Below are 24,810 nucleotides of genomic sequence, written 5' to 3' on the forward strand. Positions count from 1 at the left end.
TCCCGCCGCCGCCATCTACGATGGGGTGGCTTCATCGACGAGGCCGGCGCGGCGCTGCGCCGGGGAACGGGTGGCCACCGTGTGGGATTTCGAAACAGACCCGGAATATCAGGCAAAGCTCGACTGGGTCGAAAAGTTCATGGTCGACGAGCTCGAGCCGCTCGATCTGGTCGCGCTCGATCCCTATGACAAGAAGAACGCCGAAATGATGGCGATCCTGCGGCCGTTACAGCAGCAGGTGAAGGATCAGGGGCTGTGGGCCGCGCATCTGCGGCCGGAGCTCGGCGGCCAGGGCTTCGGCCAGGTCAAGCTCGCGCTGCTCAACGAGATCCTCGGCCGTTCCCGCTGGGCGCCGTCGGTGTTCGGCTGCCAGGCGCCGGATTCCGGCAACGCCGAGATTCTCGCGATGTTCGGCACCGACGACCAAAAGGGCCGCTACCTGCAACCGTTGCTCGACGGCGAGATCACCTCGTGCTACTCGATGACCGAGCCGCAGGGCGGTTCCGATCCCGGACAATTCGTCACCGCCGCCACCCGCGACGGCGACCACTGGGTCATCAACGGGGAGAAGTGGTTCTCCACCAACGCCAAGCACGCCTCGTTCTTCATCGTCATGGCCGTGACCAACCCCGAGTCGCGCACGTACGACAAGATGTCTCTGTTCATCGTCCCGGCCGAGACACCGGGCATCGAGATCGTCCGCAACGTGGGCGTGGGAGCCGAGTCGTCGGCGCGCGCCAGCCACGGGTATGTCCGCTACATCGACGTGCGCGTTCCGGCCGACCATGTGCTGGGCGGCGAGGGTCAGGCGTTCATGATCGCGCAGACCCGGCTTGGGGGTGGGCGCATCCATCATGCGATGCGCACAATCGCGTTGGCGCGCAGCGCCTTTGACATGATGTGCGAGCGCGCCGTGTCCCGAAAGACGCGACACGGGCGACTCTCCGATTTTCAGATGACCCAGGAGAAGATCGCGGACAGCTGGATACAGATCGAGCAGTTCCGGCTGCTGGTGCTGCGCACGGCGTGGCTGATCGACAAGCACCACGACTACCAGAAGGTGCGTCGCGACATCGCGGCGGTCAAGGTGGCCATGCCCCAGGTGCTGCATGACGTCGTGCAGCGGGCCATGCACCTGCACGGCGCGCTGGGCGTTTCCGACGAGATGCCGTTCGTCAAGATGATGGTGGCGGCCGAGTCGCTGGGCATCGCCGATGGCGCCACCGAACTGCACAAGATGACGGTGGCACGCCGCACCTTGCGCGAATATCAGCCGGTGACAACGCCATTCCCGTCCGCGCACATACCCACCCGGCGCGCGGAAGCCCAGGCGCGACTGGCCGAGCGGCTCGAGCATTCCGTCGCGGAGTTCTGACCCGGCTCTCCCCGGCAGCGTCACGACACATAAACCTCAGCGCCGACACGCCGTAAAGCGCCGCCGTGGTTTATGTCTCGCGGCAGTGGCTCACGAGACGTAGCGGACGATGCTCTCGGCCACACACGCCGGCTTCGGCGCGCCCTCGATCTCGACGGTGGTGGACATGGTCGCCTGCACGGCACCGTTTCCGACGTCGTCAACGCTGACCAGCGACGTCTGCGCGCGCACACGGGAGCCGACGGGCACCGGGGCGGGGAAGCGAACCTTGTTGAGACCGTAGTTGATTGCGAGCTTGATGCCGTTGACCGCGTAGATCTGGTGCTGCAGGCGCGGCAACAGGGCCAGGGTCATGAAACCGTGGGCGATCGTCCCGCCGAAAGGACCGGCGGCGGCGCGTTCCGGATCGACGTGGATCCACTGGTGATCGCCGGTCGCGTCGGCGAACAGGTTGACGTCTTCCTGGGTGATGGTCACCCAGTCGCTGTGGCCGATGGTTTCGCCGGCTGCCGCCGCGAGTTCGGCTACTGATTCGAAGGTGCGCATTGAGGTTTCTCCTTGACTCCGGGCGCTAAGGATAGCGCCGGGGGCATCCGGCATCGCCGTTCGGCCCGTCGAGTCTGCCGCGAGAACCGGAATTCGTTTCACGGTGATCGCCCGGGGAAGCCCTGTGTGCACACGCAACAACCCGAAGGGGAACGGCATGACCGAACGCAAGAAGCGCGCGATCGAATCGGAGGCGCATGGGTCACGAACGCGCGTCACCGCCGCGGAAGACGACTGGACGTCCCGGCGGCCCTCGGAACGAATCCGTGAAGCCGCATTCACGCGTCTGAACGTTCCGATCATCGGGCAGGTGCGGGTGCCGCACCCCGACCATCTCGCCTTCTATGGTGGATTGGCCGCACTCGCGGCGCTTCAGATCCTCGAGTGGCCCATGGCCCTGGTGCTCGGCGCCGGCCAGGCGCTGGCAGAAAGCCAACACAACCGCGTCGTCCGCGGATTCGGCGACGCCTTGGGCGAGGCTTGACCGATCCTGCGGGAAGTCGACAGCGCAGTGCACGCTGGTTTGGCGGCGCATGCACTGGGAACCCCGTCGGAAGTCAAGACCCGCACCGGAAGGAAGCAAATGGGAGAGCCGAAGGGCCACAAGACGGAGTCCGACGTCGAACCGGAGGCTCACGAGTCACGGTCACGCGCCGCGGCCGGCGAGGCCGACGGCTCGTACGTAGGAGCGGCCGGCTCGGACGATTCTTTCGATGCCGGGGAATCGGGTGCCGAAGCGCGGAGCCAGCAGGGCTGACTCCCGACCCCTCCGCGGACCGGTTACCGGAGTGCGCCGATCGCGGCCTGCAATTTGGTGGTGGCCTGATCCGCAACCTCCTGCAGGGCGCCCTGCTCGCCTGTCACCCGGACCATGAGTTGGGGATCCATGGCTTCGACCAGAACCGCGTCGTTTTCGGCGGGGTCGGTTCGCACCACGACGTTGCACGGCAATAATTGGCCGATCTGGCGGTGAATGCCCAGCGCGCGATGCGCCAACACCGGGTTACAGGCACCCAGGATCACATAGTCCTCCATGTCCTCCCCGAGCTTGTTCTTCAGGGTGGCCTTGACGTCGATAGTGGTCAGCACTCCGAAGCCCTGTTCGGCCAGAGCCTTAGTGGTCTGTTCCACCGCGTCCTCAAACGAGGTGTGCAATGTGGCGCTCAATCCTGATGTCATTTCTTCCTCCTCGGTGTTTCGATCTACCCGGAATTTCATTCGGCGCTAGGGCGATTCGCGCCCGGCGCGGTCACAACTAACCCGCGGCGCGCGGGCGCTGCAGCTGGCTGAATTCGGCAGTCGCGGCCAAAGTCGTGACCGCGTCGAAGAGTGCGATCGAGGCTGCCGGGTCGGGTAACGCCGTGAGGACCGGACCGAAGAACGCGTGCCCGTCGATGCGCAAAATCGGACTGCCCCCGGTTTCCCCGAGCGCATCCTGTCCCGCCCGGTGCGCTTGCCGCACGAGTCCGTCTAGGGATTCATCCCCGATTGCCGCGGCGGTGGTGTCGCGCGCGCCCACAGTGGCCAAAACGTGGGCGACCAGATCGTCGTCGAGCGGTTCGGAGCGGTCGAAGTACCGCTCACCGAAGGCGAAGTACGCGTCGGCCCACCCGGGGGCGCCCTTTTCGCGCGCTATAGCGGCCATCAGCCGGCCTACGTGTTGCGAGTCGCGCATGCGGGCCTGCTGAGGTGGCGGCAGTTCTCGTCCCTCGTTGAGCACCGCCAGATTCATCAGTTGCCAATCGACGGCAATGCCGGTCTTCTCGGCGACGGCGCGCAACCATCGTGCGGTGTTCCACGAAAACGGGCACACCGGGTCCAACCACAGGGTCACCCTCGTCGGTTCCATTGGTCTTCCCCTCTCGTCAAGGCCGGCCGTCAGGCCAGGCTCAGGAACAGCTTCTCCAGCTCATCGATCGACACGGCCGGCCCGTCGGTGGGACTACCCTCCGGTCGGGCGATGCAGTCGCGCAGCCCCGAGGCAATGATCTTGAAGCCGGCGCGATCCAGTGCCCGCGACACCGCGGCCAGTTGGGTGACGACGTCCTTACAACTGCGGCCCTGCTCGATCATCGCGATGACGCCCCCGAGCTGACCGTGCGCGCGACGCAGTCGGGCCAGGACGGCATCCATGTCGCCGGGGTCGTGAACTTCGTTAGCCATGACTCCTTCATACCATACCCTCGGGGGTATACATGGCGCGTTGGCCGATACCCCACCGGGTATGGTACTAATTGCGCTGGGTTCAAGTCGCGACTCGCGGGTACCAGTCACGCGATCACGTGCGGCGTGTGCCCGCTGGCCCTCAACTGCGGGCCAAACGGCCCTATTCGCCGCGGCGACGCGGGCTGAGACTCCGTACCAGAACGACCAGGTCACGAGGGAAGGAAACGGCAGTGTCCACGTTTCTCAGACGGGCGTGGGTGCCGCTGGTCGTCGTGACGGCAGTCGCTCTCGGTGGCATCGCCGTCGAGCGGCTCCGCGGCGTCTTCGGCTCCGACGCGATCTTCACCGCGACGGGCCGCGGCGCCGAACCACTCGAAGCCTCGCACATCAAGCAGGTGACCTACGAGGTCTACGGCCCAAGTGACACAACGGGAACCGTGAGCTACCTAGACAACAACGCGCGGCCGGAACAGGCGAACTTCACCGCTCTGCCGTGGACCTTCACGGTGACCACAACGGTGCCGGCCGTGATCGCCAGCCTGGTGGCACAGGGCAACAGCGACGACATCGGATGCCGCATCACCGTCAACGGCGTGGTCAAGGACCAGCGCTCCTCGGCCGGGCGCCACGCCCAAACTTCCTGTCTGGTGAAGGCCGCATGAACACCGAAACCGAAGCCCGTCCGAAATTCATGCGGTTCGTCCGCAAGTTCGCCTGGCCCATCATCATCGGCTGGCTACTACTCACCGTCGCCCTGAACGTGCTCGTGCCGCCGATCGAGTCGGTCGCGCGGAACCACGCGGTGACCATGTCGCCCCAGGACGCTCCGGCGATGATCGCCGCCAAGCGCATCGGCGCGACCTTCCACGAGTCCGACTCCGACAGCATCGCGATGATCGTCCTGGAGAGCGACAGACCGCTCGGCGACGAGGCGCACCGCTATTACGACGGCTTGGTGAACAAGCTGCAGGCCGACCCCAAGCACGTGCAGCACGTCCAGAACGTCTGGGGCGATCCGCTCACCGCCGCCGGTGTCCAGAGCCGCGACGGCAAGGCCGCCTACGTCCAACTCAACCTGGCCGGCAACCAGGGCAGCACCCTGGGCAACCAGTCAGTCGACGCGGTGCGGAAGATCGTCGACAAGTCAGAGCCCCCCAAGGGACTCAGGGTCTACGTCACCGGTCCGGCCCCCTTGACCACGGACATGAACGAGGCCGCCGACAAGAGCATGTTCAAGATGATGGGCGTCACCGGTGTGGTCATCATGATCATGCTGTTCATCGCCTATCGTTCGGTCAGCACCGTCCTTCTGGTCCTGGTCATGGTCGGTTTCGAAATGGGCACGGCGCGGGGGCTCGTCGCGCTGCTTGGAAACAACGAGCTGTTGGGATTCTCGACGTTCGTCGTTGCGATGCTGTCCTCGTTGGCCATCGCGGCGGGCACGGACTACGCGATCTTCCTCATCGGCCGCTACCAGGAGGCGCGTCAGGCCGGTCAAGACCGAGAAACCGCCTACTACACCATGTTTCGCGGGACCTCGCACATCATCCTGGGCTCGGGGTTGACGATCGCAGGCGCCACGTTGTGCCTTCACCTGGCGCGCCTGTCGTACTTTCGGGCGCTGGGCATCCCGTCCGCCTTGGGCCTGCTCGTCGTCGTGGCCGGAGCGATGACCGCGGCCCCAGCCGTCGTCGCGGTGGCCACCCGGTTCGGCTTGCTCGACCCGAGACGGATGATCAAGACGCGCGGTTGGCGGCGGGTCGGCACCGCCACCGTGCGCTGGCCCGGCCCCGTCTTCGCGGCGTCGCTCGTCATCGCGATCGTCGGGATCCTCATCATGCCGAGCATGAAGGTCAGCTACAACGACCGCTTCTACATACCCCACGGTCTCCCGTCGAGCGTCGGCTACGCGGCCGCGGAGCGCCATTTCAGCGCCGCCACAATGAATCCCGACATCCTCATGATCGAAAGCGATCACGACATGCGGAACGGCGGCGACATGATCATCCTCGACAGGCTAGCCAAAGACATCTTTCGCGCACCCGGAATCGCGATGGTGCAGAGCATCACCCGGCCATTGGGCGGCCCGATCGAACACACCTCCATACCGTTCCAGATCAGCGCCCAGTCGATCCCGATCCAGCAGAACCTGCAATTCATGCGGGACCGCACCGACGACATGCTCAAGATGAGCGACGACCTCGGCGCCATGATCGTCTCGATGCGGCGGATGCAGGACCTGGTCGGGCAGATGAGCGGCGCGACGCATCACATGGTCGGCGACATGCACGAGATGCAGGCCACGCTGGACGAGATGCGTGACCACCTTGCGGATTTCGACGATTTCGCCCGCCCGTTCCGCGGCTATCTGTATTGGGAACAGCACTGTTTCAACATCCCCGTGTGCTGGGCCGCGAGGTCGGTGTTCGAGGCGATCGATGGTGTGGACAAGTTCAGCGAGAACATGCGCACGCTGATCAATGACGTGAACAACGTCGACGCGATATTGCCCCAGATGCTCGCCGAGTTCCCGCCGATCATCGCCGTCGCCCAGTCGATGCAGGGCACTCTGCTCACGATGCACAGCAGCTTCTCCGGTCTGGTCACCCAAATGGCGCAGATGACCGACACGGCCAGCGCGATGGGTCAGGCATTCGACGCGTCCCGCAGCGGCGACTACTTCTACCTGCCCCCGGAAGCGTTCCAGAATCCCGACTTTCAGCGTGGCCTGAAGCTGTTCCTGTCGCCGGACGGCAAGGCCGCGCGCTTCATCATCACCCACGACGCGGACCCGGCAACGCCGGCGGGCATTTCGGCGGTCATGCCGGAACTGGCCGCCGCGCATCAAGCGGTGAAGGGTACGACGCTGACGGGCGCCAAGTTCTATCTCGCGGGCACGGCGGCCATCTACCGTGACATCCAGTCGGGCTCCCACTACGACCTGCTGATCGTGGGGCTCGCGGCGCTGACGCTGATCTTCGTCGTGATGCTGATCATCACGCGTGCCCTGGTCGCATCCCTGGTGATCGTCGGCACGGTGCTGCTCTCGCTGGGTGCCGCCTTCGGGCTGTCGGTGTTGGTGTGGCAACACCTGTTGGGCCTCGAATTGAACTGGATCGCACCGGTATTCGGCCTGATCATTCTGCTGGCGGTCGGATCCGACTACAACCTGCTGCTGGTTTCCCGGTTCCAGGAGGAGATCGGCGCCGGACTGAAGACCGGCATCATCCGCTCGATGGGCGGGACGGGTGGCGTGGTCACCTCCGCGGGTCTGGTCTTCGCCTTCACCATGATGTCGATGGTCGCCAGCGACCTGCGCTCGATCGGCCAGGCCGGCAGCACGATCGGTCTCGGGCTGCTGTTCGACACGTTGATCGTGCGCTCGCTGATGACGCCGTCGATCGCGGCACTGCTGGGGCGTTGGTTCTGGTGGCCGATGCGGGTGCGGCCCCGCCCCGCCAGCGAAATGCTGCGGCCCTTCGGGCCCCGCCGCCTCGTTCGTTCGCTTCTTCTCGGCGAGGAAGCCGACGCGCCAATCACCAAGCCCGAAAAAGCGATGGCGTCCACGGCGAGGTAACGACCAGGGACGGCAAGATGGGGTTGTGCGGCTGCTGCTGATATCCGATACCCACGTCCCCAAGCGCGCCCGCGACCTGCCCCCACGGGTTTGGGATGAGGTGGACGCGGCCGACGTGGTCGTGCACGCCGGTGATTGGGTGGCGCCCGCGCTGCTCGACGAACTCGAAACCAGGTCGGCGCGGCTGGTGGCCTGCTGGGGCAACAACGACGGGCCGGCCCTGCGGGCGAGGCTGCCGGAACGGGCGGACGTGACGCTGGCGGGTGTGCGATTCACGGTCGTGCACGAGACCGGTGCGGCGACGGGCCGCGAGGCCCGGATGTCGCGGTTGTATCCGGGCACCCAGGTCCTGGTGTTCGGGCACAGCCACATCCCCTGGGACACCCGCTCCGACACCGGCCTGCGCCTGCTCAATCCGGGCTCGCCGACGGATCGGCGCCGCCAGCCGTTCTGCACCTACATGACCGCCGACGTCGCCGACGGGACCCTCGCCGACGTGGTCCTGCATCGCCTTACGAAGTAACGGGTACTTACCTGCTGCACAGCCTCCACACATAGATAGCTCGGCTACAGAGGTATTATGGGCAAGGTGAAGTCAAGTACCGACGTGGTCACCGAGGTGTTTCGCGTCGTCGGCAGATTCCGTCGGCAACTCCGGCGGTCAGCCGGCCGCGGCTTCGATTCGTCGCGGCTGACCGAGTCGCAGTCCGAGCTGCTGTGGCTGGTGGGCAGGCGGCCGGGTATTTCGGTCAACGCCGCCGCCGCCGAACTCGGCCTGGCGCCCAACACCGCTTCCACCCTGGTCTCCAAGCTGGTATCCGGCGGGTTGCTGATGCGCACCGTCGGGGACACGGACCGCCGGGTCGGCCGGCTACACCTCGCCGAGCCCGCCCAGCAGATCGTCGACACGTCCCGGGCAGCGCGTCGAGCGGTGCTGGCCGAGGTGCTCGCCGAACTCGACGACGACCAAATCGAGTCTTTGACAAGAGGATTGGAGGTCATTGAGATGATGACCCAGACACTGCAGGAGCGACGGCCATGAGCGCAGCACTGCCGATGGCGATCGATGCCAAAGGCCTGACCTATCGGTACGGCCAGTTCACCGCCGTCAACGACGTGACGTTGCAGGTGCGGCCGGGTGAAACCATGGGCCTGCTCGGTCCCAACGGGGCCGGGAAGACGACCATGGTCCGGATGCTCACCACGCTGGCGCCGGTGCAGCAGGGTGAACTGCGCATCTTCGGGTTGGACGCCCGCCGCCAAACCACCGACATTCGCAGCAACATCGGCTATGTGCCGCAACAACTCTCGATCGAGCCCGCATTGACCGGCCGGCAGAATGTCGAATGGTTCGCGCGGCTCTACGGTGTGCCCCGGGCCGCGCGCTCCGATCGGGTCGGGCAGGCGCTGGACGCCATGGACCTGCTTGACGTTGCCGACCGGCTGGCCTCCGCCTATTCCGGCGGCATGGTCCGCCGACTCGAGGTGGCGCAGGCGCTCGTGAACCGCCCGTCGCTGCTGGTTCTCGACGAACCGACCGTCGGGCTGGACCCGATTGCGCGCGACGGCGTCTGGACACAGGTGCAGAAGATGCAGGCGCAGTTCGGGATGACCGTGCTGCTGACCACCCACTACATGGAAGAGGCCGACGCGTTGTGCGATCGCGTCGCACTGATGCACCAGGGTGAGTTGCGGGCGGTGGGCACGCCCGCCAAGTTGAAGTCGACGGTGTCGCCCCGCGCGACCCTCGAGGACGTGTTCCGCCACTATGCCGCCTCGGACTTGGCGGACGAGCCGGCCGAACCGTTCCGTGAAATCCGTTCTGCCAGAAAGGTTGCGCGCCGTGTCGGTTGATAGCGCCATGCCGGGCACCCTGGTCCGCGCGCCGCGCGGTTGGCAACGGGTCGGTGCCGTGTCGAGCCGCATCGGCGCGTTCGCGATCGTCGAACTGCAGAAGCTGCAGCACGACAGGACCGAGCTCGTCACCCGGATGGTGCAGCCGGCGCTGTGGCTGCTGATTTTCGGCACCACCTTCAGCCACCTGCACGTCATCCAGACCGGATCGGTGTCCTACCTAGCCTTCCTGGCGCCCGGGATCATCGCCCAGTCGGCGCTGTTCATCTCGATCTTCTATGGGATACAGATCATTTGGGATCGAGACGCGGGCGTCCTGGCCAAGCTGATGGTGACGCCGGCACCCGCGTCGGCGCTGATCACCGGCAAGGCGTTTGCGGCCGGGGTGCGCTCGGTTGCTCAGGTGGTCGGCGTGATGGCGTTGGCGTATCTGATGAATGTCGGCCTGACGGCCAACCCGCTGCGGATTCTGGCGGCGATGGCCGTCGTCATGCTCGGTGCCGCGTTCTTCGCCTGCCTGTCGATGACGCTGGCCGGCCTGGTGCGTAATCGCGATCGCCTGATGGGAATCGGCCAGGCGATCACGATGCCGCTGTTCTTCGCCTCCAACGCGTTGTACCCGGTCGACGTGATGCCGAGGTGGCTGCACGTGCTGAGCAGGGTCAACCCGCTCAGCTACGAGGTCAACGCCCTACGGGGGCTGCTCATCGGCACGCCATTCAACGCGGTGGACCTCGTCGTGCTGGTGGTTGCCGCGGTGCTCGGAATCGCCGCGGCGTCAACGTTATTGCGCCGACTCGTCGCCTAGGGAAGGCGTCCGGCGCTAGCCGATGTGCCGCCCGTTGGGAAGGTCGGCGTTCGGTTCCGATAGCCAATCGTTATCCAACGGTGACGATTCCGGCCTGACTCCCAATCGTTAGCCAACCGCGATGTGAAGCTCCGGCCGTGACAGGCGAATCGAGCCCTCCCCACGTGTTTCACTGCCCAGCGAACAGATTCGACCGCCGCACATGGCAGATGAAAGTTGGGATGGGTAGAGAGCTATGAAGTTCTTCGAAGAGTTGCGGAAGTTGCGTGGCGCCGCGGCGACCATGCCGCGCCAGCTGGCGGTCGCGGCTGTGGGGGCTGCCCTGGTGTCCGGCCTCGTCACCGCCGCAGGCGGCGCGGCCACCGCGGGGGCGTTCTCGAAACCGGGGCTGCCGGTGGAGTACCTGGAGGTGCCGTCACCGTCGATGGGCCGCAACATCAAGGTTCAGTTCGAGGGCGGCGGACCGCACGCGGTGTACCTGCTCGACGGCCTGCGGGCCCAGGACGACTACAACGGCTGGGACATCAACACCCCCGCCTTCGAGGAGTTCTACCAATCCGGCCTGTCGGTGGTGATGCCGGTCGGCGGGCAGTCCAGCTTCTACACCAACTGGTACCAGCCGTCGTCGGGCAACGGTCAGAACTACACCTACAAGTGGGAGACGTTCCTGACCCAGGAGATGCCGCTGTGGCTGCAGGCCAACAAGCAGATCTCCCCGGCCGGCAACGCCGCGGTGGGCCTGTCGATGTCGGGCGGCTCCGCCCTGATCCTGGCCGCGTACTACCCGCAGCAATTCCCTTACGCCGCTTCGCTTTCGGGCTTCCTCAACCCGTCCGAGGGCTGGTGGCCGACGCTGATCGGGCTGGCGATGAACGACTCGGGTGGCTACAACGCCAACAGCATGTGGGGACCGTCCACTGACCCGGCGTGGAAGCGCAACGACCCGATGCTGCAGATTCCGCGGCTGGTCGCCAACAACACCCGGATCTGGGTCTACTGCGGCAACGGGACCCCCAGCGACCTCGGCGGCGACAACATGCCGGCCAAGTTCCTGGAAGGCCTCACGCTGCGCACCAACCAGCAGTTCCAGAACACCTACGCGGCCGCGGGCGGACGCAACGGGACGTTCAACTTCCCGGCCAACGGGACGCACTCGTGGCCCTACTGGAACCAGCAATTGCTCGCGATGAAGCCCGACATCCAGCAGGTGCTGCTGGCCAGCAACACCACGGCCCAGCCGGCGCAACCGGCGCAGCCGGCACAGCCAGCCGCCTGACCCCCGACCAGCATCGGCAGTAGCGCACCGGTCAGCGCTACTGCCGATGCTTTTTGTCGGACCGTTGCATCAACAGAGCGCGCCGGTCCTGGTGAAAGTAGGTGTACCCGGTCGTTACCGCACAAAGGGACGTGGCCATCACCAGCATCCAGGTCCCGTTGACGACCACGCTGATGAAGCCGCCCACCGCCGCGCCCACGACAAAGCTGGCCAACAGCAGGAAGTAACCGAGCCAGTCCGAGACGCTTCCACCACCAGCGATGTGACGCTCGATGCCCTGGCCCATCTTGACGGTCGTGCCGGTCACATAGCTCAACGGCACCGAAACCTCACCATCTTTGACAAAAGAGGTGTTCAACGCCCCGGTGCCGAACGCCAGCAGCATCATCGGCAAGAAATCGACGAGATTCTCTTCCCAGCCCTCATCAAGGACGTCGACCACGGTGGCGGCCGCCAGACTGAAGGTGGTCAGCACCGTCGGGCCGTGCGGATGGTCCACCCAGAAAAATCGCCGGCACAGTGACGCAACGATCACGCCGACGACGAACGCCGCAATGAGCAGCCCCGCGCTTGCGGCTAGCCAGCCTTGCCCGGTGAAGTACCCGAGCACGGCACGTTGGGCGTTGCCGGTGATGAAAACCACGAAATAGCCCGCGGAGTGGGTGAAGGAGATCGCGCCGACCACACCGGCCAACACCGCCAGCACCCACGACAACCGCGCTTCGCTATTGAAGGTTTCGCTCGCCACGCTGACATGCTGTCAGAAGCTCGCCGCCCCCGCAGGGCACGCATAGCGAACTCCTATCTCGCACCTACGAGCCGGTGAGCCGGGCGATGGAGCGCAGCGGGATCGGCAGCCAGCCGGGCCGGTGTCGCGCCTCGTATCCGGCCTCGTACACGGCCTTGTCGAGCTCGTAAGCGGCCAGCAGCTCGGCCGAATCGCGGGGGTCGGTGCCCGACGCGGCGGCGTAACCCTCGCAGAAAGCGGTCCGGTTGCGTTCGACCCACTCCCGGGCGCGGGCGGCCAGTTGCTTGTCGGCCGCCTGGTCCACCAGGGGCCCGTACGCGGCGTATTCGAAGGACCGCAGCACGCCCGCCACGTCGCGCAACGGTGAATCCGGCGCCCGGCGCTCATCGAGTGGCTGCCCCGGTTCGCCCTCGAAGTCGATGAGCAGCCAGCTTTCGGGCGTGCGCAGCACCTGCCCGAGGTGCAGGTCGCCGTGTACCCGCTGGACGGTGATCGTCTGGTCCGCGAGCTTGGCGAATCGCTCCTCGATGGTTGCCGCGTACTCCTGCAGCTCGGGCACCTTCGCCACGGTCGACGACAGCCGTCCTAGCACGGTGTCGACCGGGAAGGCCGACTGCGCCGTTCCGAGGGACTCGGCCAGCGTGGCGTGCACGGACGCCACGGCCTCGCCGAGCCGGCAGGATTCGCCGGCAAAGTCACCGCCGACTTCGTGGGCATACAGGTCACCTTCCGCGAACAGGTCGCGAACGCTGGCGGTGGCCATCGCCCACCCTTCGGCCGCGTTGGACGCGAACTCGGTCACCATGCCGAGCGGCCAGGCTTCATCGGCCGTCCCGTCCGGGGCGGCCATCTCGTAGGTGCCGAGCAGCCGGGCCACGTGCGGATTACCCGCGCGGGCCAGCACCCGGTTCAGTTCGATGTCCGGGTTGATGCCGCTGCTGACGCGACGGAACGCCTTGAAGATCGCTTCCCGGTCGAAGATCACGCTGGTATTGCTCTGTTCGGCGTCGGACACATGCGGCATCGCCTCCAGCGGCAGCACCGCGTCGGGTTCCTTGTCGAACCTCACTTCGGTGCCCGACGCGGCCCGAACGCCCGACGAATCGATCAGCGACAGCAGAAACTGCGGCGCCTCGGTGTCGTACAGGCCGTCGAATCCGGTGCGGTCACCGGCGGCGCCGATGGTGGCCACGGTGCTGTACTCGGAGACCGGCGCGGTATCCCACCGCACGACCACCTGGTAACGCTCGGACGAGCCGTCGGCGTACTGGGCGTCGACCAGCACCAGGTCGAGGTCCTCCCGCAGCGGGACGACCACGGCGGCCTCGGCGGAGGTCAGTTCTCGATTGCGCCCGGCGTACCACCGCTGCTGTGGGAGCCAGTCCGACCAGGGCAATTTGGCTGGCTCAGTCATGTGCGCCGCTCCTCTTCATCCTCACATGCGGTCAGCTGGAACCAGTAGAACCCGTGCCCAGGCAACGTCAGCAGGTAGGGCAGGTGCCCGATCCGCGGAAATTCGACGTGCCCGGTCAGTTCCACCGGTGTGCAACCGCTCCAGTGCTGCAGATTCAATTCGATCGGCTGAGGGAACCGCGACAGGTTGTTGACGCACAACACCGTGTCGCCCCCGTCGGGCGCCTGGCGCACGAACGCCAGCACCGACGGGTTGGAGCCACCGAGCTCCTCGAATGTGCCGATCGCGAAGGCCTCGTGGCGACGCCGCACCGCCAACATCACGCGGGTGAAGTTCAGCAGCGACGTGGACGTGTCGCGTTGGGCCTCGACGTTGACGGCCTGATAGCCATAGACCGAGTCCTGGCTGGCCGGCAGGTAGAGCCGGCCCGGGTTGGCCTTGGAGAACCCGGCGTTGCGGTCCGGCGTCCACTGCATCGGGGTGCGCACACCGTCGCGATCACCCAGCCAGATGACGTCGCCCATGCCGATCTCGTCGCCGTAGTACAGCACCGGCGATCCGGGCAGCGACAGGAGCAGCGCGGTGAACAGCTCGATTTGGTTGCGGTCGTTGTCGAGCAGCGGTGCCAGCCGGCGCCGGATCCCTACGTTCGCCTTCATCCGGGGATCCTTGGCGTACTCGGAGTACATGTAGTCACGTTCCTCGTCCGTGACCATCTCCAGCGTCAACTCGTCGTGGTTGCGCAGGAAGATTCCCCATTGCGCCATGTCGGGAATTTCCGGCGTCTGCGCCAGGATCTCCGAGATCGGAATGCGCGACTCCCGGCGGACCGCCATGAAGATGCGCGGCATCAGCGGGAAGTGGAACGCCATGTGGCATTCGTCGCCGCCGGTGCTGGTGTCGCCGAAGTACTCGACCACATCGGCCGGCCACTGGTTGGCCTCGGCCAGCAGCACGCGGCCCGGGAACTCGTCGTCGATGACCTTACGGACACGCTTGAGGAAGGCGTGCGTCTCGGGCAGGTTCTCGCAGTTGGTGCCCTCCCGTTCGAACAGGTAGGGCACCGCGTCCAGGCGGAACCCGTCGATACCCAGGCCGAGCCAGAAGCGCAGCACGTCGATCATGGCTTCCTGCACGGCCGGGTTTTCGTAGTTCAGGTCCGGCTGGTGCGAGAAGAACCGGTGCCAATAGAACTGTTTGCGCACCGGGTCGAAGGTCCAATTGGACTCCTCGGTGTCGACGAAGATGATTCGGGCGTCGGTGTACTTCTCGCTGGTGTCGCTCCACACGTAGAAGTCGCCGTACGGGCCGTCCGGGTCGTGCCGCGACTCCTGGAACCAGGGGTGCGAATCCGAGGTGTGGTTCATGACCAGATCGGTGATGACCCGGATGCCCCGCTCGTGCGCAGCGTTCAGCAGCGCGACGAAATCCTCGACCGTGCCGAACTCGGGCAGCACCTTGTAGAAGTCCCGGATGTCGTAACCGCCGTCGCGCAGCGGCGAGTCGTAGAACGGCGGCAGCCAGATGCAGTCGATGCCCAGCCACTGCAGGTAGTCCAGGCGCCCCAGGAGCCCCCGCAGGTCGCCCGACCCGTCCGCGTTGGCGTCGAAGAATGCCCGCACCAGCACCTCGTAGAAAACGGCGTGCTTGAACCACGTCGGGTCGGTGGGCAGCGCGGCGGCGTTGTCGAAGTCATCGGACTCGGGGTGCTCGACGACACCGCCCTGGACGTGACTGCCCCCTGCGGGATGGTGCTCGACAGCTTCTCTTGCGTCGTTCATCAAATCCACGATGCCACGGGTACCCGAGGCGCGACATTCGGAATCACGCCTACTGACATGTGACGAAACACGCCCGGCGCCAAGAGAATTGGCCACCCGCCGAGCTTCGTCGACATGGGAATCAGGCCGGCGGTCCGTCCGCCAGCGTCACGTTTGTGGTGCGGTCGCCACCCCCGGCCGAGCGATAGCGCACCGTGATGTTGTCGCCGGGGTGGTGCGGAACGAGCACCTCGGTCATCGACGTGGCCCCGGTGATCGCGACGTTGTCAACCCCGGTGATGACGTCGCCGGGGGAGATCCCGGCCGCCGCCGCGGGGCCGCTGGTGACCACGCGCTCGACGCGCGCGCCGTTGCCGTTGCTGTCGGTCACACCCAGCCCGAGGAACGCGGTTGGGCCGATGTGCACGGTGTTCGAGCCGGCGCCCGACCTGATCTGTCCGGCCACGCCCATCGCGTGGCCGATCGGGATGGCAAAGCCCTGTCCGCCCGACATCTTGTAGTTGTCGGTGGCGGCGGTGTTCACGCCGACGACCTGCCCGTCGTTGTTGACCATCGGTCCACCGGAGTCACCGGGCCTGATCGGCGTGTCGGCCTGGATCAGCCCGCCCAGTGATTCGTTGGCGCCGGTCAGGGTGTCGGTCGCCGACACGCTTTGGTTGAGCGCGACGACTTTGCCGGCCACGGCGCTGGGCGTTCCGCCCTGGCCGCCCGCGTTGCCCATCGCCACGACCGGCTGGCCCACCGTGACCCCGCCGCCGATCGCGGCGGTCGGCAGCCCGGCGGCCCCGCGGAGTTGCAGCACCGCGACGTCCTGGCTGCGGTCGTAGCCGACCACGTCCACGGCGTAGGTCTGCCCGTTGCCGACGTCGAACGCGCTGATGTCCGTAGCGCCGGAGATCACGTGATTGTTGGTCAGCACGACCCCGTTGGGGTCGATGACGATGCCGGTCCCGGCCCCCACCGCGTTGTTGTAGCCGAACTTGGTGCTGATGTTGACCACTTGCGGCCCGACCTGGCCGACTAGTGCCGCAGCGTCGATCGGAGCCAGCGGCCGGGTGAACGGCGTCGCGGCCGCCGGCACGGTGCCCAGACCGAGGCCCAGCCCGACCACCGCCAGCACACTGACCAACCATGACCACCAGACCGAGCGGTGGTGCGATTTGCTCATCCGACACCCTTCCTGCTTCGCGGTAACACCAAACTGTCCCGGCCGTGCGGTTCTGGGCGGCACAATTATCTGTATATAACCGTAATGCAGGTAGCTATTCATGGCAGTGGCAAGGCCCCGATCCGCCTAGGCTGACACGGTGGGCGAATTCGACCCCAAGGCCAGCTTCACCCGATCCCCGGTGGCCCGGCTGGCCACGGTCACGCCGGAAGGCCTCCCCCACCTGGTGCCGGTGGTGTTCGCGGTCGCCGACGACTCCCCCGACGTGGTGTACACCGCCGTCGACGCGAAACCCAAGACCACGCGGCGGCTGCGGCGGCTGGCCAACATCGAAGAGAACCCCCTCGTGAGCCTGCTCGTCGACCTTTACGCCGACGATTGGACGCGGCTGTGGTGGGTGCGAGCCGACGGCGCGGCCACCGTCCACGCCCACGGGCCGGTGATGGAGGCCGCATACCGGTTACTGCGCGCCAAATACCCTCAGTATCAATCCGTTCCGTTGGACGGGCCGGTGATCGCGATCGCGGTGCGCCGCTGGTCGAGCTGGCACGCCTGACGACCGACGCTCCCTTCCCCGCCAGACCGACGCAAATGTGGCCCGCCCGTGGCCTTGTGTTGGGCCGCGGTTGGGGGAAAAGTTGCCAGTAGACCCTGTGAGCTAGGACACACCACGCTGGGCGCACCCACCGGCGACGTCACCGGGGAGAACTGGAGGAAGGACATGGCGGACAAGGCGAATGCCTCCCAGGGCGCGGCGGCCGCCCCCACCGCGAACGGTCCCGGCGATGTGCGCAACATCGTCCTCGTGGGGCCCTCGGGCGGCGGCAAGACCACCCTGGTCGAGGCGCTGTTGGTCGCCGGCGGGGTGCTGAACAGAGCGGGTTCCGTCACCGACGGCAGCACGGTATGCGACTACGACGACGCCGAGATCCGCCAACAGCGGTCCGTCGGCGTCGCTGTCGCCTCCCTGGCGCACGACGGCATCAAGATCAATCTGGTCGACACCCCGGGATACGCCGATTTCGTCGGCGAGTTGCGGGCGGGCTTGCGCGCCGCGGACTGCGCGCTTTTCGTGATCGCGGCCAACGAGGGCGTCGACGAACCCACCAAATCGCTGTGGCAGGAATGCGATCAGGTCGGCATGCCCCGCGCCGTGGTGATCACGAAGCTCGACCACGCCCGGGCGAACTACTCCGAGGCGCTGGCCGCCGCGCAGAACGCGTTCGGGGACAAGGTGTTACCGCTTTACCTGCCGACCGGCCTGCCGTCTTGCGAAGGCTTGATCGGGTTACTGTCGCAGACCCGCTACCAATACGCCGACGGCAAGCGGACCATGCAGTCGCCCGATCCATCCGACGCGGACCGGATCGAGGAGGCGCGCGGCACCCTCATCGAAGGCATCATCGAGGAATCCGAGGACGAATCGCTGATGGATCGCTACCTCGGCGGTGAGTCCATCGACGAGGCGGTGCTGATCGAGGACCTGGAGCGGGCCGTCGCCCGGGGGTCGTTCTTCCCGGTGATCCCGGTATGCAGCAGCACCGGCGTCGGCACCCTGGAACTGCTGGAGGTCGCCACGCGCGGATTCCCGTCGCCGATGGAACATCCACTCCCGGAGGTGTTTACGCCGCAGGGCGCCCCGCACGCGACGCTGACCTGCGATGCCGACGCGCCCCTGCTCGCGGAGGTGGTGAAGACGACGTCGGACCCCTACGTCGGAAGGGTCAGCCTGGTCCGGGTGTTCTCCGGGACCATCAGGCCCGACACGACGGTCCATGTGTCGGGCCATTTTGCGTCGTTCTTCGGCGCGGTCAACGGGAACGGCAGCACGCACCCCGACCACGACGAAGACGAGCGCGTCGGAGTCCTGTCCTTCCCGCTCGGCAAGCAGCAGCGCCCCGCACCGGCCGTGGTGGCGGGCGACATTTGCGCGATCGGCAAGCTGAGCCGGGCCGAAACGGGCGACACCCTTTCGGACAAGGCGGAGCCGCTCGTGCTGAAACCGTGGACGATGCCCGAGCCCCTGCTGCCGGTGGCGATCCAGGCGCACGCCAAGACCGACGAGGACAAGCTGTCGGTCGGGCTGGGACGGCTGGCCGCCGAAGACCCGACGCTGCGCATCGAGCAGAACCAGGAAACCCACCAGATCGTGTTGTGGTGCATGGGCGAGGCCCACGCCGGTGTCGTCCTCGACGCGCTGGCCAACCGGTACGGCGTCACGGTCGACACCGTCGAGCTCCGGGTGCCGCTGCGAGAAACGTTCGGCGGCAAAGCAAAAGGCCACGGCCGCCACGTCAAGCAGTCCGGCGGGCACGGTCAATACGCGGTGTGCGATATCGAAGTGGAGCCGCTGCCCGAGGGCTCCGGCTTCGAATTCCTCGACAGGGTGGTCGGCGGGGCGGTGCCGCGGCAATTCATCCCGAGCGTGGAGAAGGGCGTGCGCGCACAGATGGAGAAGGGTGTGCACGCCGGCTACCCGATGGTCGACATCCGCGTCACGCTGCTCGACGGCAAGGCGCACAGCGTCGACTCCTCGGATTTCGCGTTCCAGATGGCGGGCTCCCTGGCACTGCGCGAGGCGGCCGCGGCGACCAAGGTGAGCCTGCTCGAGCCCATTGACGAGATCTCGGTCCTGGTGCCCGACGATTTCATGGGCGCGGTGATGGGCGACCTGTCGGGCCGCCGCGGTCGCGTGCTCGGTACCGAGACCGCCGGCCACGAGCGCACACTGGTCAAAGCCGAGGTGCCGCAGGTGGAATTGACGCGCTACGCCATCGACTTGCGCTCACTGGCCCACGGCGCGGCGTCGTTCACCCGGGCCTTCGCCCGCTACGAACCGATGCCGGAAACCGCGGCCAGCCGGGTGAAGGCCACGGTCTGATTCGTCACGCACCGAACCGCTGGGCCACGGCACGGCGATCCAGTGACCCTTTGGCGGTGTGCGGCAGCTCGGTCGCCTGCCGGAAGCTGCCCGGCACCTCGAAAGGGGCCAGCCGGTCGCGGGCGAACGCGGCGAGTTCGTCCGCGGTCGGTGCGGCGGCTCCGCGGGGAACGATCACCGCTGCCACCGTCTCGCCGTACAGCTTGTCGGGAATCCCGAAGACCGCCACCTCCAGCACCCCGGGGTGGCTGCCCAGGACGCCCTCGACGCGTTCCGGGGAGATCTTCTCTCCGCCCCGGTTGATGAGCTCCTTGATGCGGCCGCGGATGATCAGCTCGTCCGTCGCCGACAGCGTTCCCAGGTCGCCGGTGCGCAGCCATCCGTCGGTGAAATTGGCTGCGGTGATTGCCGGGTCGCCGAGGTAGCCCCGGACCACGGTGGGACCGTGCAGCCAGACCTCACCGACCTCCCCCGTGGGCGCGGGCCGGCCGTCGGGCCCGACGATCCTGATTTCCGGCCCGGTCGAGCGGCCGACGAGGCCCGGTGTGGCAGCCGGGTTTTCGGTGTGGCCGATTTCTGTTGTGGCGACCTGGTGGGTCGCTTCGGTCATGCCGAAGGCGCACACCACCGGGGCCGAGAACGTGTCCTGCAGGGCCTGCGCCGTTTCGGCGGTGAGGGGGGCACTGCAGCTGCGGATGAACCGCAACGCGGCGTCGCCCGGTCGGTCGGTTTCGGCCCGCTCCAACAGGATCTGGTGAATCGTCGGGACTGCCGTGTACCAGGTGGCGCGCACGGCGCCGATGTCGTCCCAGAAGGTGTGCGCCGAGAACCGTCCCCGCGCGGGAAGCAACACCGCTCCCCCGGACACCAGGGTCCCCAGCAGCGCGGCGAGTAGCCCGTGGCCGTGGTAGAGCGGCATCACCGCCACCGTGGCGTCCCTGGGACCGAGCCCGTATCCGTCGATGATGGCCCGCACCGAGGCGGCGATGTTGGCGCGGGTCCAGGGGACCATCTTCGGCACCCCGGTGGTGCCGCCGGTGAACATGATCATGGCGTCGTCTGCGCGCAGCCCCTCCGGCGTCGAAAAGTGTTGTGCCGGAGCGCTGGTCACGTCCAGGCGCACCGCTGGGACGCCGAGTGTCACCGCGAGCGGCCACCACGGCGGAGCCGGTTCCCCTTGATCGATCGGCGCGTCGCCGTCGATGAGCACCGCCCGCGCCCCGACCGCCTCGCTGCGGGCCCGCTGGTCGGCGACCGGAAGGGCCGGGTCCAGCGGGACCGCGACCAGGTCGGCCCGCGAGGCCGCCAACAGTCCGACGACGAATTCCGCGTTGCTCCCCGAGCGCAGCGCGACGCGATCGCCGGGCCGCAGCCCGGCCCGCTTCAGCTGCGCGGCCAGGTCGTCGGCCAGCCGGAGCAGATCGTGGTAGCTGACCGGTACCCGGTCGGAGGTGGCGACAAGCGCGGGAGCGGCCGGTGACCGGCGTGCCGCCTCCTCGACCAGGTCGGCGATGCGTGGGCCCGGTGTCTCCGCCGTGGCGTGGCCGCCGATGATCGCCTCAGATTTCATCGCCGCACTCCTTCTCTCTTGGTCATCACCTGCTCGAACCATGCCGGGTGGCCGCTCCGTGCGTCCAATATCGATTCACTCACGACCGATAACCGTTGGCTATCGACGCTGGGAACCCGGCTGGCCAGCGGCGATAGACGGCGTGAATCGCTGCATAGCGGCTCGGTCTTGGACACCCGCCGGGCGGCCGCGCCACAGTATGGCTGAGGCTTTACCCAACCTCCGACCACACACGAGGAGTCGGCACCATGACCGCAGTTTCGGCATCTCCCGGCCAGGGGCACGAGTCCACGCGCCTGATCGACGGCTTCCACCTGGTGGTGGAAGCGCTCAAGGCCAACGACGTGGAGACCATCTACGGGATCGTCGGCATCCCGGTCACCGACCTCGCCCGCGTCGCGCAGGCGTCGGGAATCCGCTACATCGGCTTCCGGCAGGAGACTTCGGCCGGCAATGCCGCCGCCGCCGCCGGATTCCTGACCGGCCGACCCGGTGTGTGCCTTACGACATCGGGGCCCGGTTTCCTCAACGGGTTGCCGGCCCTCGCCAACGCCACGGCGAACTGCTTCCCGATGATCCAGATCTCGGGTTCCAGCAATCGGGCGCTGGTCGACTTGCAACGCGGTGACTACCAGGACATCGACCAACTCAACGCCGCAAGGCCGTTCGCGAAGGCGGCCTACCGGATCAGCCGGGTCGAGGACATCGGGCGCGGCGTCGCGCGTGCCATCCGCACCGCGATCTCCGGCCGGCCCGGTGGCGTTTACCTCGACATCCCCGGCGAGGTGTTGGGGCAAGCCATGGACGCGGCGGCCGGTGCGGAGACGGTCTGGCGGATCGTCGACCCCGCGCCCCGGCAGCTGCCGGCGCCCGACGCGGTCGATCGCGCGCTGCGGATGCTGGCACAGGCGCGGCGACCCTTGATCGTGCTCGGCAAGGGTGCGGCATATGCCCGGGCCGACAACATGATTCGCGAGTTCGTCGAGGCGAGCGGCATTCCGTTCCTGCCGATGTCGATGGCCAAGGGGCTGCTGCCGGACTCCCATCCGCAGTCGGCCGCAGCCGCGCGGTCGCTCGCGGTCGCGCGCGCCGACGTCGTGTTGCTGGTCGGCGCCCGGCTGAACTGGCTACTCGGCCACGGGGACTCGCCGCAATGGTCCGCCGACGCCAAGTTCGTGCAGGTCGATATCGCGCCGTCGGAGTTCGACAGCAATCAGCCGATCGCCGCGCCCGTGGTCGGCGACATCGGCTCGGTGATGTCGGCGCTGCGTGACGGCCTGGCCGCCCACCCCGTCACGGTGCCCGCGGAATGGGCCAAGGAGTTGGCCGAGCGCACCGCCCGCAACGACGCCAAGATGCGCGAACACCTGGGCGAAAACCCGCATCCCATGCGCTTTTACAATGCGCTCGGCGCGATCCGCGCCGTCCTGCAGGAGAACCCGGACGCCTACCTCGTCAACGAGGGAGCCAACGCGCTGGATCTGGCCCGCAACGTCATCGGCATGGAGGTGCCGCGGCACCGGCTGGACACGGGAACCTGGGGCGTCATGGGCATCGGCATGGGTTACGCCATCGCGGCCGCCGTCGAGACCGGCGACCCTGTGGTCGCGGTCGAGGGTGACAGCGCATTCGGCTTCAGCGGCATGGAAGTCGAGACCATCTGCCGCTACCGGCTTCCGGTGACCGTCGTCATTCTCAACAACGGCGGTGTCTACCGGGGCGATGAAGTAGCCACCGGGTCGGATCCGGCGCCCACCGTGCTCAATGCGCGGGCGCGTCACGAGCTGATCGCGGAAGCATTCGGCGGCAAGGGATATCACGTCACCACCCCGGAGGAGCTGCGATCGGCGCTGTCCGAGTCGATCGGCTCCCGGGAGCCGTCGATCATCGACTGCGAGCTCGACCCGGCGGCCGGGGTGGAAAGCGGGCATCTGGCGAGCCTGAACCCGACCAGTAAGGCGGTCAGCGCTGGTGGGTGATTCGCGACAACTGCGCGTCGAAGAACTCGTGCAGCGACAGTTGCGCCGCCGAGGCGGCGAGCGCGCGGGCGATCGGTGACCCCGGGCCAGCGGAATTGGTGGCCAGCGCGACGTCGGCCTTGAGCACCGGGTCGACCATCTGGACCGCGCGGACTTCTCGCCCCAGTGGCGACGTCCACAACCAGGTGTGCGGCACGATGCATGCCCAATTCCCCGCGGCAACCTGAGCGAACAGCGAAGCGACGGAGTCGGTTTCGACCTGCGGGGCCACTTCGATGGCGTGGTTGGCGAAGGCCTTGTCGATGATCTGGCGGTCCCGCATCTCGGGCGTGAGCAACGCCAGCGGCAACTGCGCGGCCTCCGGCCAAGTCATCGTCGAAGCGGCGGATCCCAGCATGTCCGCGGGCGACAACAACACATAGTGCTCCTCATACAGCGGCACCAGGTTCACCCCGTGGTCCTCGTCGGGCGCCGCGTGCACGATCGCGGCATCCAGTTCGAATTCCCTTAGCCGCCGGTACAGTTCGGTGCCGGACAGCCGGGACAGGATGTGCACCTTCGCCAACGGGTGCGCCGAACAGAACGCCGAGAGCACCAGGGACGCAGTCGTCGACGCGGTGGGGACCGTGCCCAGCCTCAGCATGCCGGTGATGCCCGACCGCACCGCGTGCACCTCAGACTTGAAGGCATCGTGCTCGGCGAGAATCCGCTTCGCCCACACCACCAACCGCTCACCCTCGGGCGTGAGGCCCTCGAAGCTGTGCCCGCGATTGATCAGCGTGACGTTCAGTTCCCGTTCCAGCTTGGCGATCGCGGCGGACAGCGCGGGTTGCGATACGAAGCACTTCTCGGCCGCGCGGGCGAAGTGGCGCTCTTGCGCGACCGCGACGAAGTACTCCAGCTGACGGAAGAGCACCCGCACCTCCTCTGCCGCGGGATTTTTGCTGAGGCTAACCCTTCACCGGCACGCCAGCCAGTCCAGCGTCTCCGACAGCTCCAGCACATGCACTCCGATGGCACGGCACTCTTCGGCACCGCGGTCATACAAGCCCGAGATCGCATCGGACACCAGGACCGTTCTGAAGTCTCGTTCGGAGGCCTCGTAAATCGACGTCCGAGGACAGTTCGGGAAATTGCAACCCGCAAAAACCAGTGTGTCGCTGCCACTTTCGCGTAGATGCTGTTCGAGACCCGTGCCGTAGAAGGCCCCCCACCTCGATTTGTACATCACATGCTCGGCCGGACCGACCTCTTGGAATCCACCGGCCAACAGCAATTCGTGGTCCAACTCGACGGCCTTGGGCAGCAACTCGGCGGCGATTTGCGAACCGGCGCTGCCCGGTTCGGCGAATCGCGCGCCTCCCTCTATCGATCGACGGCGAACCGGGTCGGCGTTCGACCCGTCCGGCCGGTATAGCCGGACCACATGCACGATCGGTAACCCGCGCCGACGGAACGCTTCCGCCAGCTTTGCCATCGCCGGAATCGCCGCACTGGTCCCGTCAACCCGCATCGGGGCATCGCCGGCATAGAAATCACGCTGCACGTCGATCAGCACCAACGCTGCGGAATCCGCAATCGGGCGCGTGTAAGGGTCGTCAACGACCATGCTCGCCCCCTCCCGATCCCGCCCCGACGGAGTCCAGCTCAGCCGGTGGTCGGCTCGT

General features: G+C 66.9%; 24 protein-coding genes. 13 read left to right on the forward strand and 11 right to left on the reverse strand.

Translation table 11 applies throughout. The features are described from left to right. Positions 1-79: 79 nt before the first annotated feature. Positions 80-1,375 (forward strand): acyl-CoA dehydrogenase family protein, encoded by a 1,296-nt coding sequence (locus A5711_RS12530; RefSeq protein WP_067946964.1) that lies wholly within the window; start codon positions 80-82, stop codon positions 1,373-1,375. A 90-nt stretch (positions 1,376-1,465) separates the two neighbouring features. Here A5711_RS12530 and A5711_RS12535 read toward each other — a convergent pair whose 3' ends face one another. Next, on the reverse strand, positions 1,466-1,921 hold the full coding sequence (locus tag A5711_RS12535) for a MaoC family dehydratase (protein WP_067946874.1): 456 nt from the start codon (positions 1,919-1,921) through the stop codon (positions 1,466-1,468). 157 nt (positions 1,922-2,078) lie between these two features. Between A5711_RS12535 and A5711_RS12540 the strand changes: the two genes are divergently transcribed. Then, positions 2,079-2,405 (forward strand): hypothetical protein, encoded by a 327-nt coding sequence (locus tag A5711_RS12540; protein ID WP_082953299.1) that lies wholly within the window; start codon positions 2,079-2,081, stop codon positions 2,403-2,405. Positions 2,406-2,504: 99 nt separating this feature from the next. Then, positions 2,505-2,678, forward strand: a complete 174-nt coding sequence (locus tag A5711_RS27225) for a hypothetical protein (protein ID WP_197500957.1) — start codon at positions 2,505-2,507, stop codon at positions 2,676-2,678. A gap of 23 nt (positions 2,679-2,701) precedes the next feature. On the opposite strand, the gene A5711_RS12550 is transcribed toward A5711_RS27225, so the two are convergent. From A5711_RS12550 to A5711_RS12560, 3 genes are all read right to left on the reverse strand, one after another. Then, complete coding sequence (locus A5711_RS12550) at positions 2,702-3,100, reverse strand: DUF302 domain-containing protein (RefSeq protein ID WP_067946969.1); 399 nt, start codon at positions 3,098-3,100, stop codon at positions 2,702-2,704. Positions 3,101-3,176: 76 nt separating this feature from the next. Continuing rightward, positions 3,177-3,770: a DsbA family protein gene (locus tag A5711_RS12555; RefSeq protein ID WP_067946878.1), complete on the reverse strand. Its 594-nt coding sequence runs from the start codon at positions 3,768-3,770 to the stop codon at positions 3,177-3,179. A gap of 29 nt (positions 3,771-3,799) precedes the next feature. Next, complete coding sequence (locus A5711_RS12560) at positions 3,800-4,084, reverse strand: metal-sensitive transcriptional regulator (protein ID WP_067946880.1); 285 nt, start codon at positions 4,082-4,084, stop codon at positions 3,800-3,802. A 233-nt stretch (positions 4,085-4,317) separates the two neighbouring features. On the opposite strand from A5711_RS12560, the gene A5711_RS12565 reads away from it, so the two are divergent. The 7 genes from A5711_RS12565 to ag85C all read left to right on the forward strand — a co-directional run bounded on the left by A5711_RS12565 (position 4,318) and on the right by ag85C (position 11,602). Then, positions 4,318-4,749, forward strand: coding sequence for an MmpS family transport accessory protein (locus A5711_RS12565; protein ID WP_067946882.1), 432 nt, complete (start codon positions 4,318-4,320; stop codon positions 4,747-4,749). Continuing rightward, on the forward strand, positions 4,746-7,664 hold the full coding sequence (locus A5711_RS12570) for an RND family transporter (protein ID WP_067946884.1): 2,919 nt from the start codon (positions 4,746-4,748) through the stop codon (positions 7,662-7,664). The genes A5711_RS12565 and A5711_RS12570 overlap by 4 nt, the downstream gene beginning before the upstream one ends. A 25-nt stretch (positions 7,665-7,689) precedes the next feature. Then, the gene (locus A5711_RS12575; RefSeq protein WP_067946886.1) at positions 7,690-8,187 is read left to right on the forward strand and encodes a metallophosphoesterase; all 498 of its coding nucleotides are present in this window, start codon (positions 7,690-7,692) and stop codon (positions 8,185-8,187) included. Between the two features lie 57 nt (positions 8,188-8,244). Further along, positions 8,245-8,706, forward strand: coding sequence for a MarR family winged helix-turn-helix transcriptional regulator (locus tag A5711_RS12580; RefSeq protein ID WP_067946888.1), 462 nt, complete (start codon positions 8,245-8,247; stop codon positions 8,704-8,706). Further along, positions 8,703-9,518 (forward strand): ATP-binding cassette domain-containing protein, encoded by an 816-nt coding sequence (locus tag A5711_RS12585; RefSeq protein ID WP_067946890.1) that lies wholly within the window; start codon positions 8,703-8,705, stop codon positions 9,516-9,518. Before A5711_RS12580 ends, A5711_RS12585 begins: the two co-directional genes overlap by 4 nt. Next, entirely contained in the window at positions 9,508-10,326 is an 819-nt protein-coding gene (locus A5711_RS12590) for an ABC transporter permease (protein ID WP_067946971.1), read from the forward strand. Before A5711_RS12585 ends, A5711_RS12590 begins: the two co-directional genes overlap by 11 nt. Positions 10,327-10,561: 235 nt before the next feature. Then, a complete protein-coding gene (gene ag85C, locus A5711_RS12595; RefSeq protein ID WP_067946892.1) occupies positions 10,562-11,602 on the forward strand; it encodes a diacylglycerol acyltransferase/mycolyltransferase Ag85C in 1,041 nt (346 codons plus the stop codon). Positions 11,603-11,639: 37 nt separating this feature from the next. On the opposite strand, the gene A5711_RS12600 is transcribed toward ag85C, so the two are convergent. The 4 genes from A5711_RS12600 to A5711_RS12615 all read right to left on the reverse strand — a co-directional run bounded on the left by A5711_RS12600 (position 11,640) and on the right by A5711_RS12615 (position 16,713). Next, positions 11,640-12,350 (reverse strand): YoaK family protein, encoded by a 711-nt coding sequence (locus A5711_RS12600; protein ID WP_067946894.1) that lies wholly within the window; start codon positions 12,348-12,350, stop codon positions 11,640-11,642. Positions 12,351-12,414: 64 nt separating this feature from the next. Continuing rightward, positions 12,415-13,764: a phosphotransferase gene (locus A5711_RS12605; RefSeq protein WP_067946896.1), complete on the reverse strand. Its 1,350-nt coding sequence runs from the start codon at positions 13,762-13,764 to the stop codon at positions 12,415-12,417. Beyond that, positions 13,761-15,545, reverse strand: a complete 1,785-nt coding sequence (gene treS / locus A5711_RS12610; RefSeq protein WP_067946973.1) for a maltose alpha-D-glucosyltransferase — start codon at positions 15,543-15,545, stop codon at positions 13,761-13,763. The genes A5711_RS12605 and treS overlap by 4 nt, the downstream gene beginning before the upstream one ends. Positions 15,546-15,666: 121 nt before the next feature. Next, the gene (locus A5711_RS12615; RefSeq protein ID WP_067946898.1) at positions 15,667-16,713 is read right to left on the reverse strand and encodes a S1C family serine protease; all 1,047 of its coding nucleotides are present in this window, start codon (positions 16,711-16,713) and stop codon (positions 15,667-15,669) included. A gap of 139 nt (positions 16,714-16,852) precedes the next feature. Between A5711_RS12615 and A5711_RS12620 the strand changes: the two genes are divergently transcribed. Further along, positions 16,853-17,269, forward strand: a complete 417-nt coding sequence (locus A5711_RS12620; RefSeq protein ID WP_067946900.1) for a TIGR03668 family PPOX class F420-dependent oxidoreductase — start codon at positions 16,853-16,855, stop codon at positions 17,267-17,269. Positions 17,270-17,434: 165 nt separating this feature from the next. Further along, positions 17,435-19,594, forward strand: coding sequence for an elongation factor G-like protein EF-G2 (locus tag A5711_RS12625; RefSeq protein WP_067946902.1), 2,160 nt, complete (start codon positions 17,435-17,437; stop codon positions 19,592-19,594). A gap of 4 nt (positions 19,595-19,598) precedes the next feature. On the opposite strand, the gene A5711_RS12630 is transcribed toward A5711_RS12625, so the two are convergent. Then, positions 19,599-21,164: a FadD7 family fatty acid--CoA ligase gene (locus A5711_RS12630; protein WP_067946903.1), complete on the reverse strand. Its 1,566-nt coding sequence runs from the start codon at positions 21,162-21,164 to the stop codon at positions 19,599-19,601. Positions 21,165-21,412: 248 nt separating this feature from the next. Here A5711_RS12630 and oxc point away from each other — a divergent pair, with 248 nt between their 5' ends. Then, positions 21,413-23,143 (forward strand): oxalyl-CoA decarboxylase, encoded by a 1,731-nt coding sequence (gene oxc, locus A5711_RS12635; RefSeq protein ID WP_067946905.1) that lies wholly within the window; start codon positions 21,413-21,415, stop codon positions 23,141-23,143. Here the strand turns inward: oxc and A5711_RS12640 are convergent. Next, positions 23,127-24,059, reverse strand: coding sequence for a LysR family transcriptional regulator (locus tag A5711_RS12640; protein WP_067946975.1), 933 nt, complete (start codon positions 24,057-24,059; stop codon positions 23,127-23,129). The two genes, oxc and A5711_RS12640, sit on opposite strands and share 17 nt — an antisense overlap. A gap of 42 nt (positions 24,060-24,101) precedes the next feature. Further along, the gene (locus A5711_RS12645; protein WP_067946907.1) at positions 24,102-24,752 is read right to left on the reverse strand and encodes a cysteine hydrolase family protein; all 651 of its coding nucleotides are present in this window, start codon (positions 24,750-24,752) and stop codon (positions 24,102-24,104) included. Positions 24,753-24,810: the final 58 nt, after the last annotated feature.

Source organism: Mycobacterium sp. E2238 (assembly GCF_001672665.1).
Taxonomy (GTDB): Bacteria; Actinomycetota; Actinomycetes; order Mycobacteriales; family Mycobacteriaceae; genus Mycobacterium.

Excerpts from the sequence above, each read along its gene's own strand:
- A5711_RS12535 (WP_067946874.1), bottom strand. The coding sequence starts at position 1,921 with ATGCGCACCTTCGAATCAGTAGCCGAACTCGCGGCGGCAGCCGGCGAA.
- A5711_RS12540 (WP_082953299.1), top strand. The coding sequence starts at position 2,079 with ATGACCGAACGCAAGAAGCGCGCGATCGAATCGGAGGCGCATGGGTCA.
- A5711_RS27225 (WP_197500957.1), top strand. The coding sequence starts at position 2,505 with ATGGGAGAGCCGAAGGGCCACAAGACGGAGTCCGACGTCGAACCGGAG.
- A5711_RS12550 (WP_067946969.1), bottom strand. The coding sequence starts at position 3,100 with ATGACATCAGGATTGAGCGCCACATTGCACACCTCGTTTGAGGACGCG.
- A5711_RS12555 (WP_067946878.1), bottom strand. The coding sequence starts at position 3,770 with ATGGAACCGACGAGGGTGACCCTGTGGTTGGACCCGGTGTGCCCGTTT.
- A5711_RS12560 (WP_067946880.1), bottom strand. The coding sequence starts at position 4,084 with ATGGCTAACGAAGTTCACGACCCCGGCGACATGGATGCCGTCCTGGCC.
- A5711_RS12570 (WP_067946884.1), top strand. The coding sequence starts at position 4,746 with ATGAACACCGAAACCGAAGCCCGTCCGAAATTCATGCGGTTCGTCCGC.
- A5711_RS12580 (WP_067946888.1), top strand. The coding sequence starts at position 8,245 with ATGGGCAAGGTGAAGTCAAGTACCGACGTGGTCACCGAGGTGTTTCGC.
- A5711_RS12585 (WP_067946890.1), top strand. The coding sequence starts at position 8,703 with ATGAGCGCAGCACTGCCGATGGCGATCGATGCCAAAGGCCTGACCTAT.
- ag85C (WP_067946892.1), top strand. The coding sequence starts at position 10,562 with ATGAAGTTCTTCGAAGAGTTGCGGAAGTTGCGTGGCGCCGCGGCGACC.
- A5711_RS12605 (WP_067946896.1), bottom strand. The coding sequence starts at position 13,764 with ATGACTGAGCCAGCCAAATTGCCCTGGTCGGACTGGCTCCCACAGCAG.
- treS (WP_067946973.1), bottom strand. The coding sequence starts at position 15,545 with ATGAACGACGCAAGAGAAGCTGTCGAGCACCATCCCGCAGGGGGCAGT.
- A5711_RS12615 (WP_067946898.1), bottom strand. The coding sequence starts at position 16,713 with ATGAGCAAATCGCACCACCGCTCGGTCTGGTGGTCATGGTTGGTCAGT.
- A5711_RS12625 (WP_067946902.1), top strand. The coding sequence starts at position 17,435 with ATGGCGGACAAGGCGAATGCCTCCCAGGGCGCGGCGGCCGCCCCCACC.
- A5711_RS12630 (WP_067946903.1), bottom strand. The coding sequence starts at position 21,164 with ATGAAATCTGAGGCGATCATCGGCGGCCACGCCACGGCGGAGACACCG.
- oxc (WP_067946905.1), top strand. The coding sequence starts at position 21,413 with ATGACCGCAGTTTCGGCATCTCCCGGCCAGGGGCACGAGTCCACGCGC.
- A5711_RS12645 (WP_067946907.1), bottom strand. The coding sequence starts at position 24,752 with ATGGTCGTTGACGACCCTTACACGCGCCCGATTGCGGATTCCGCAGCG.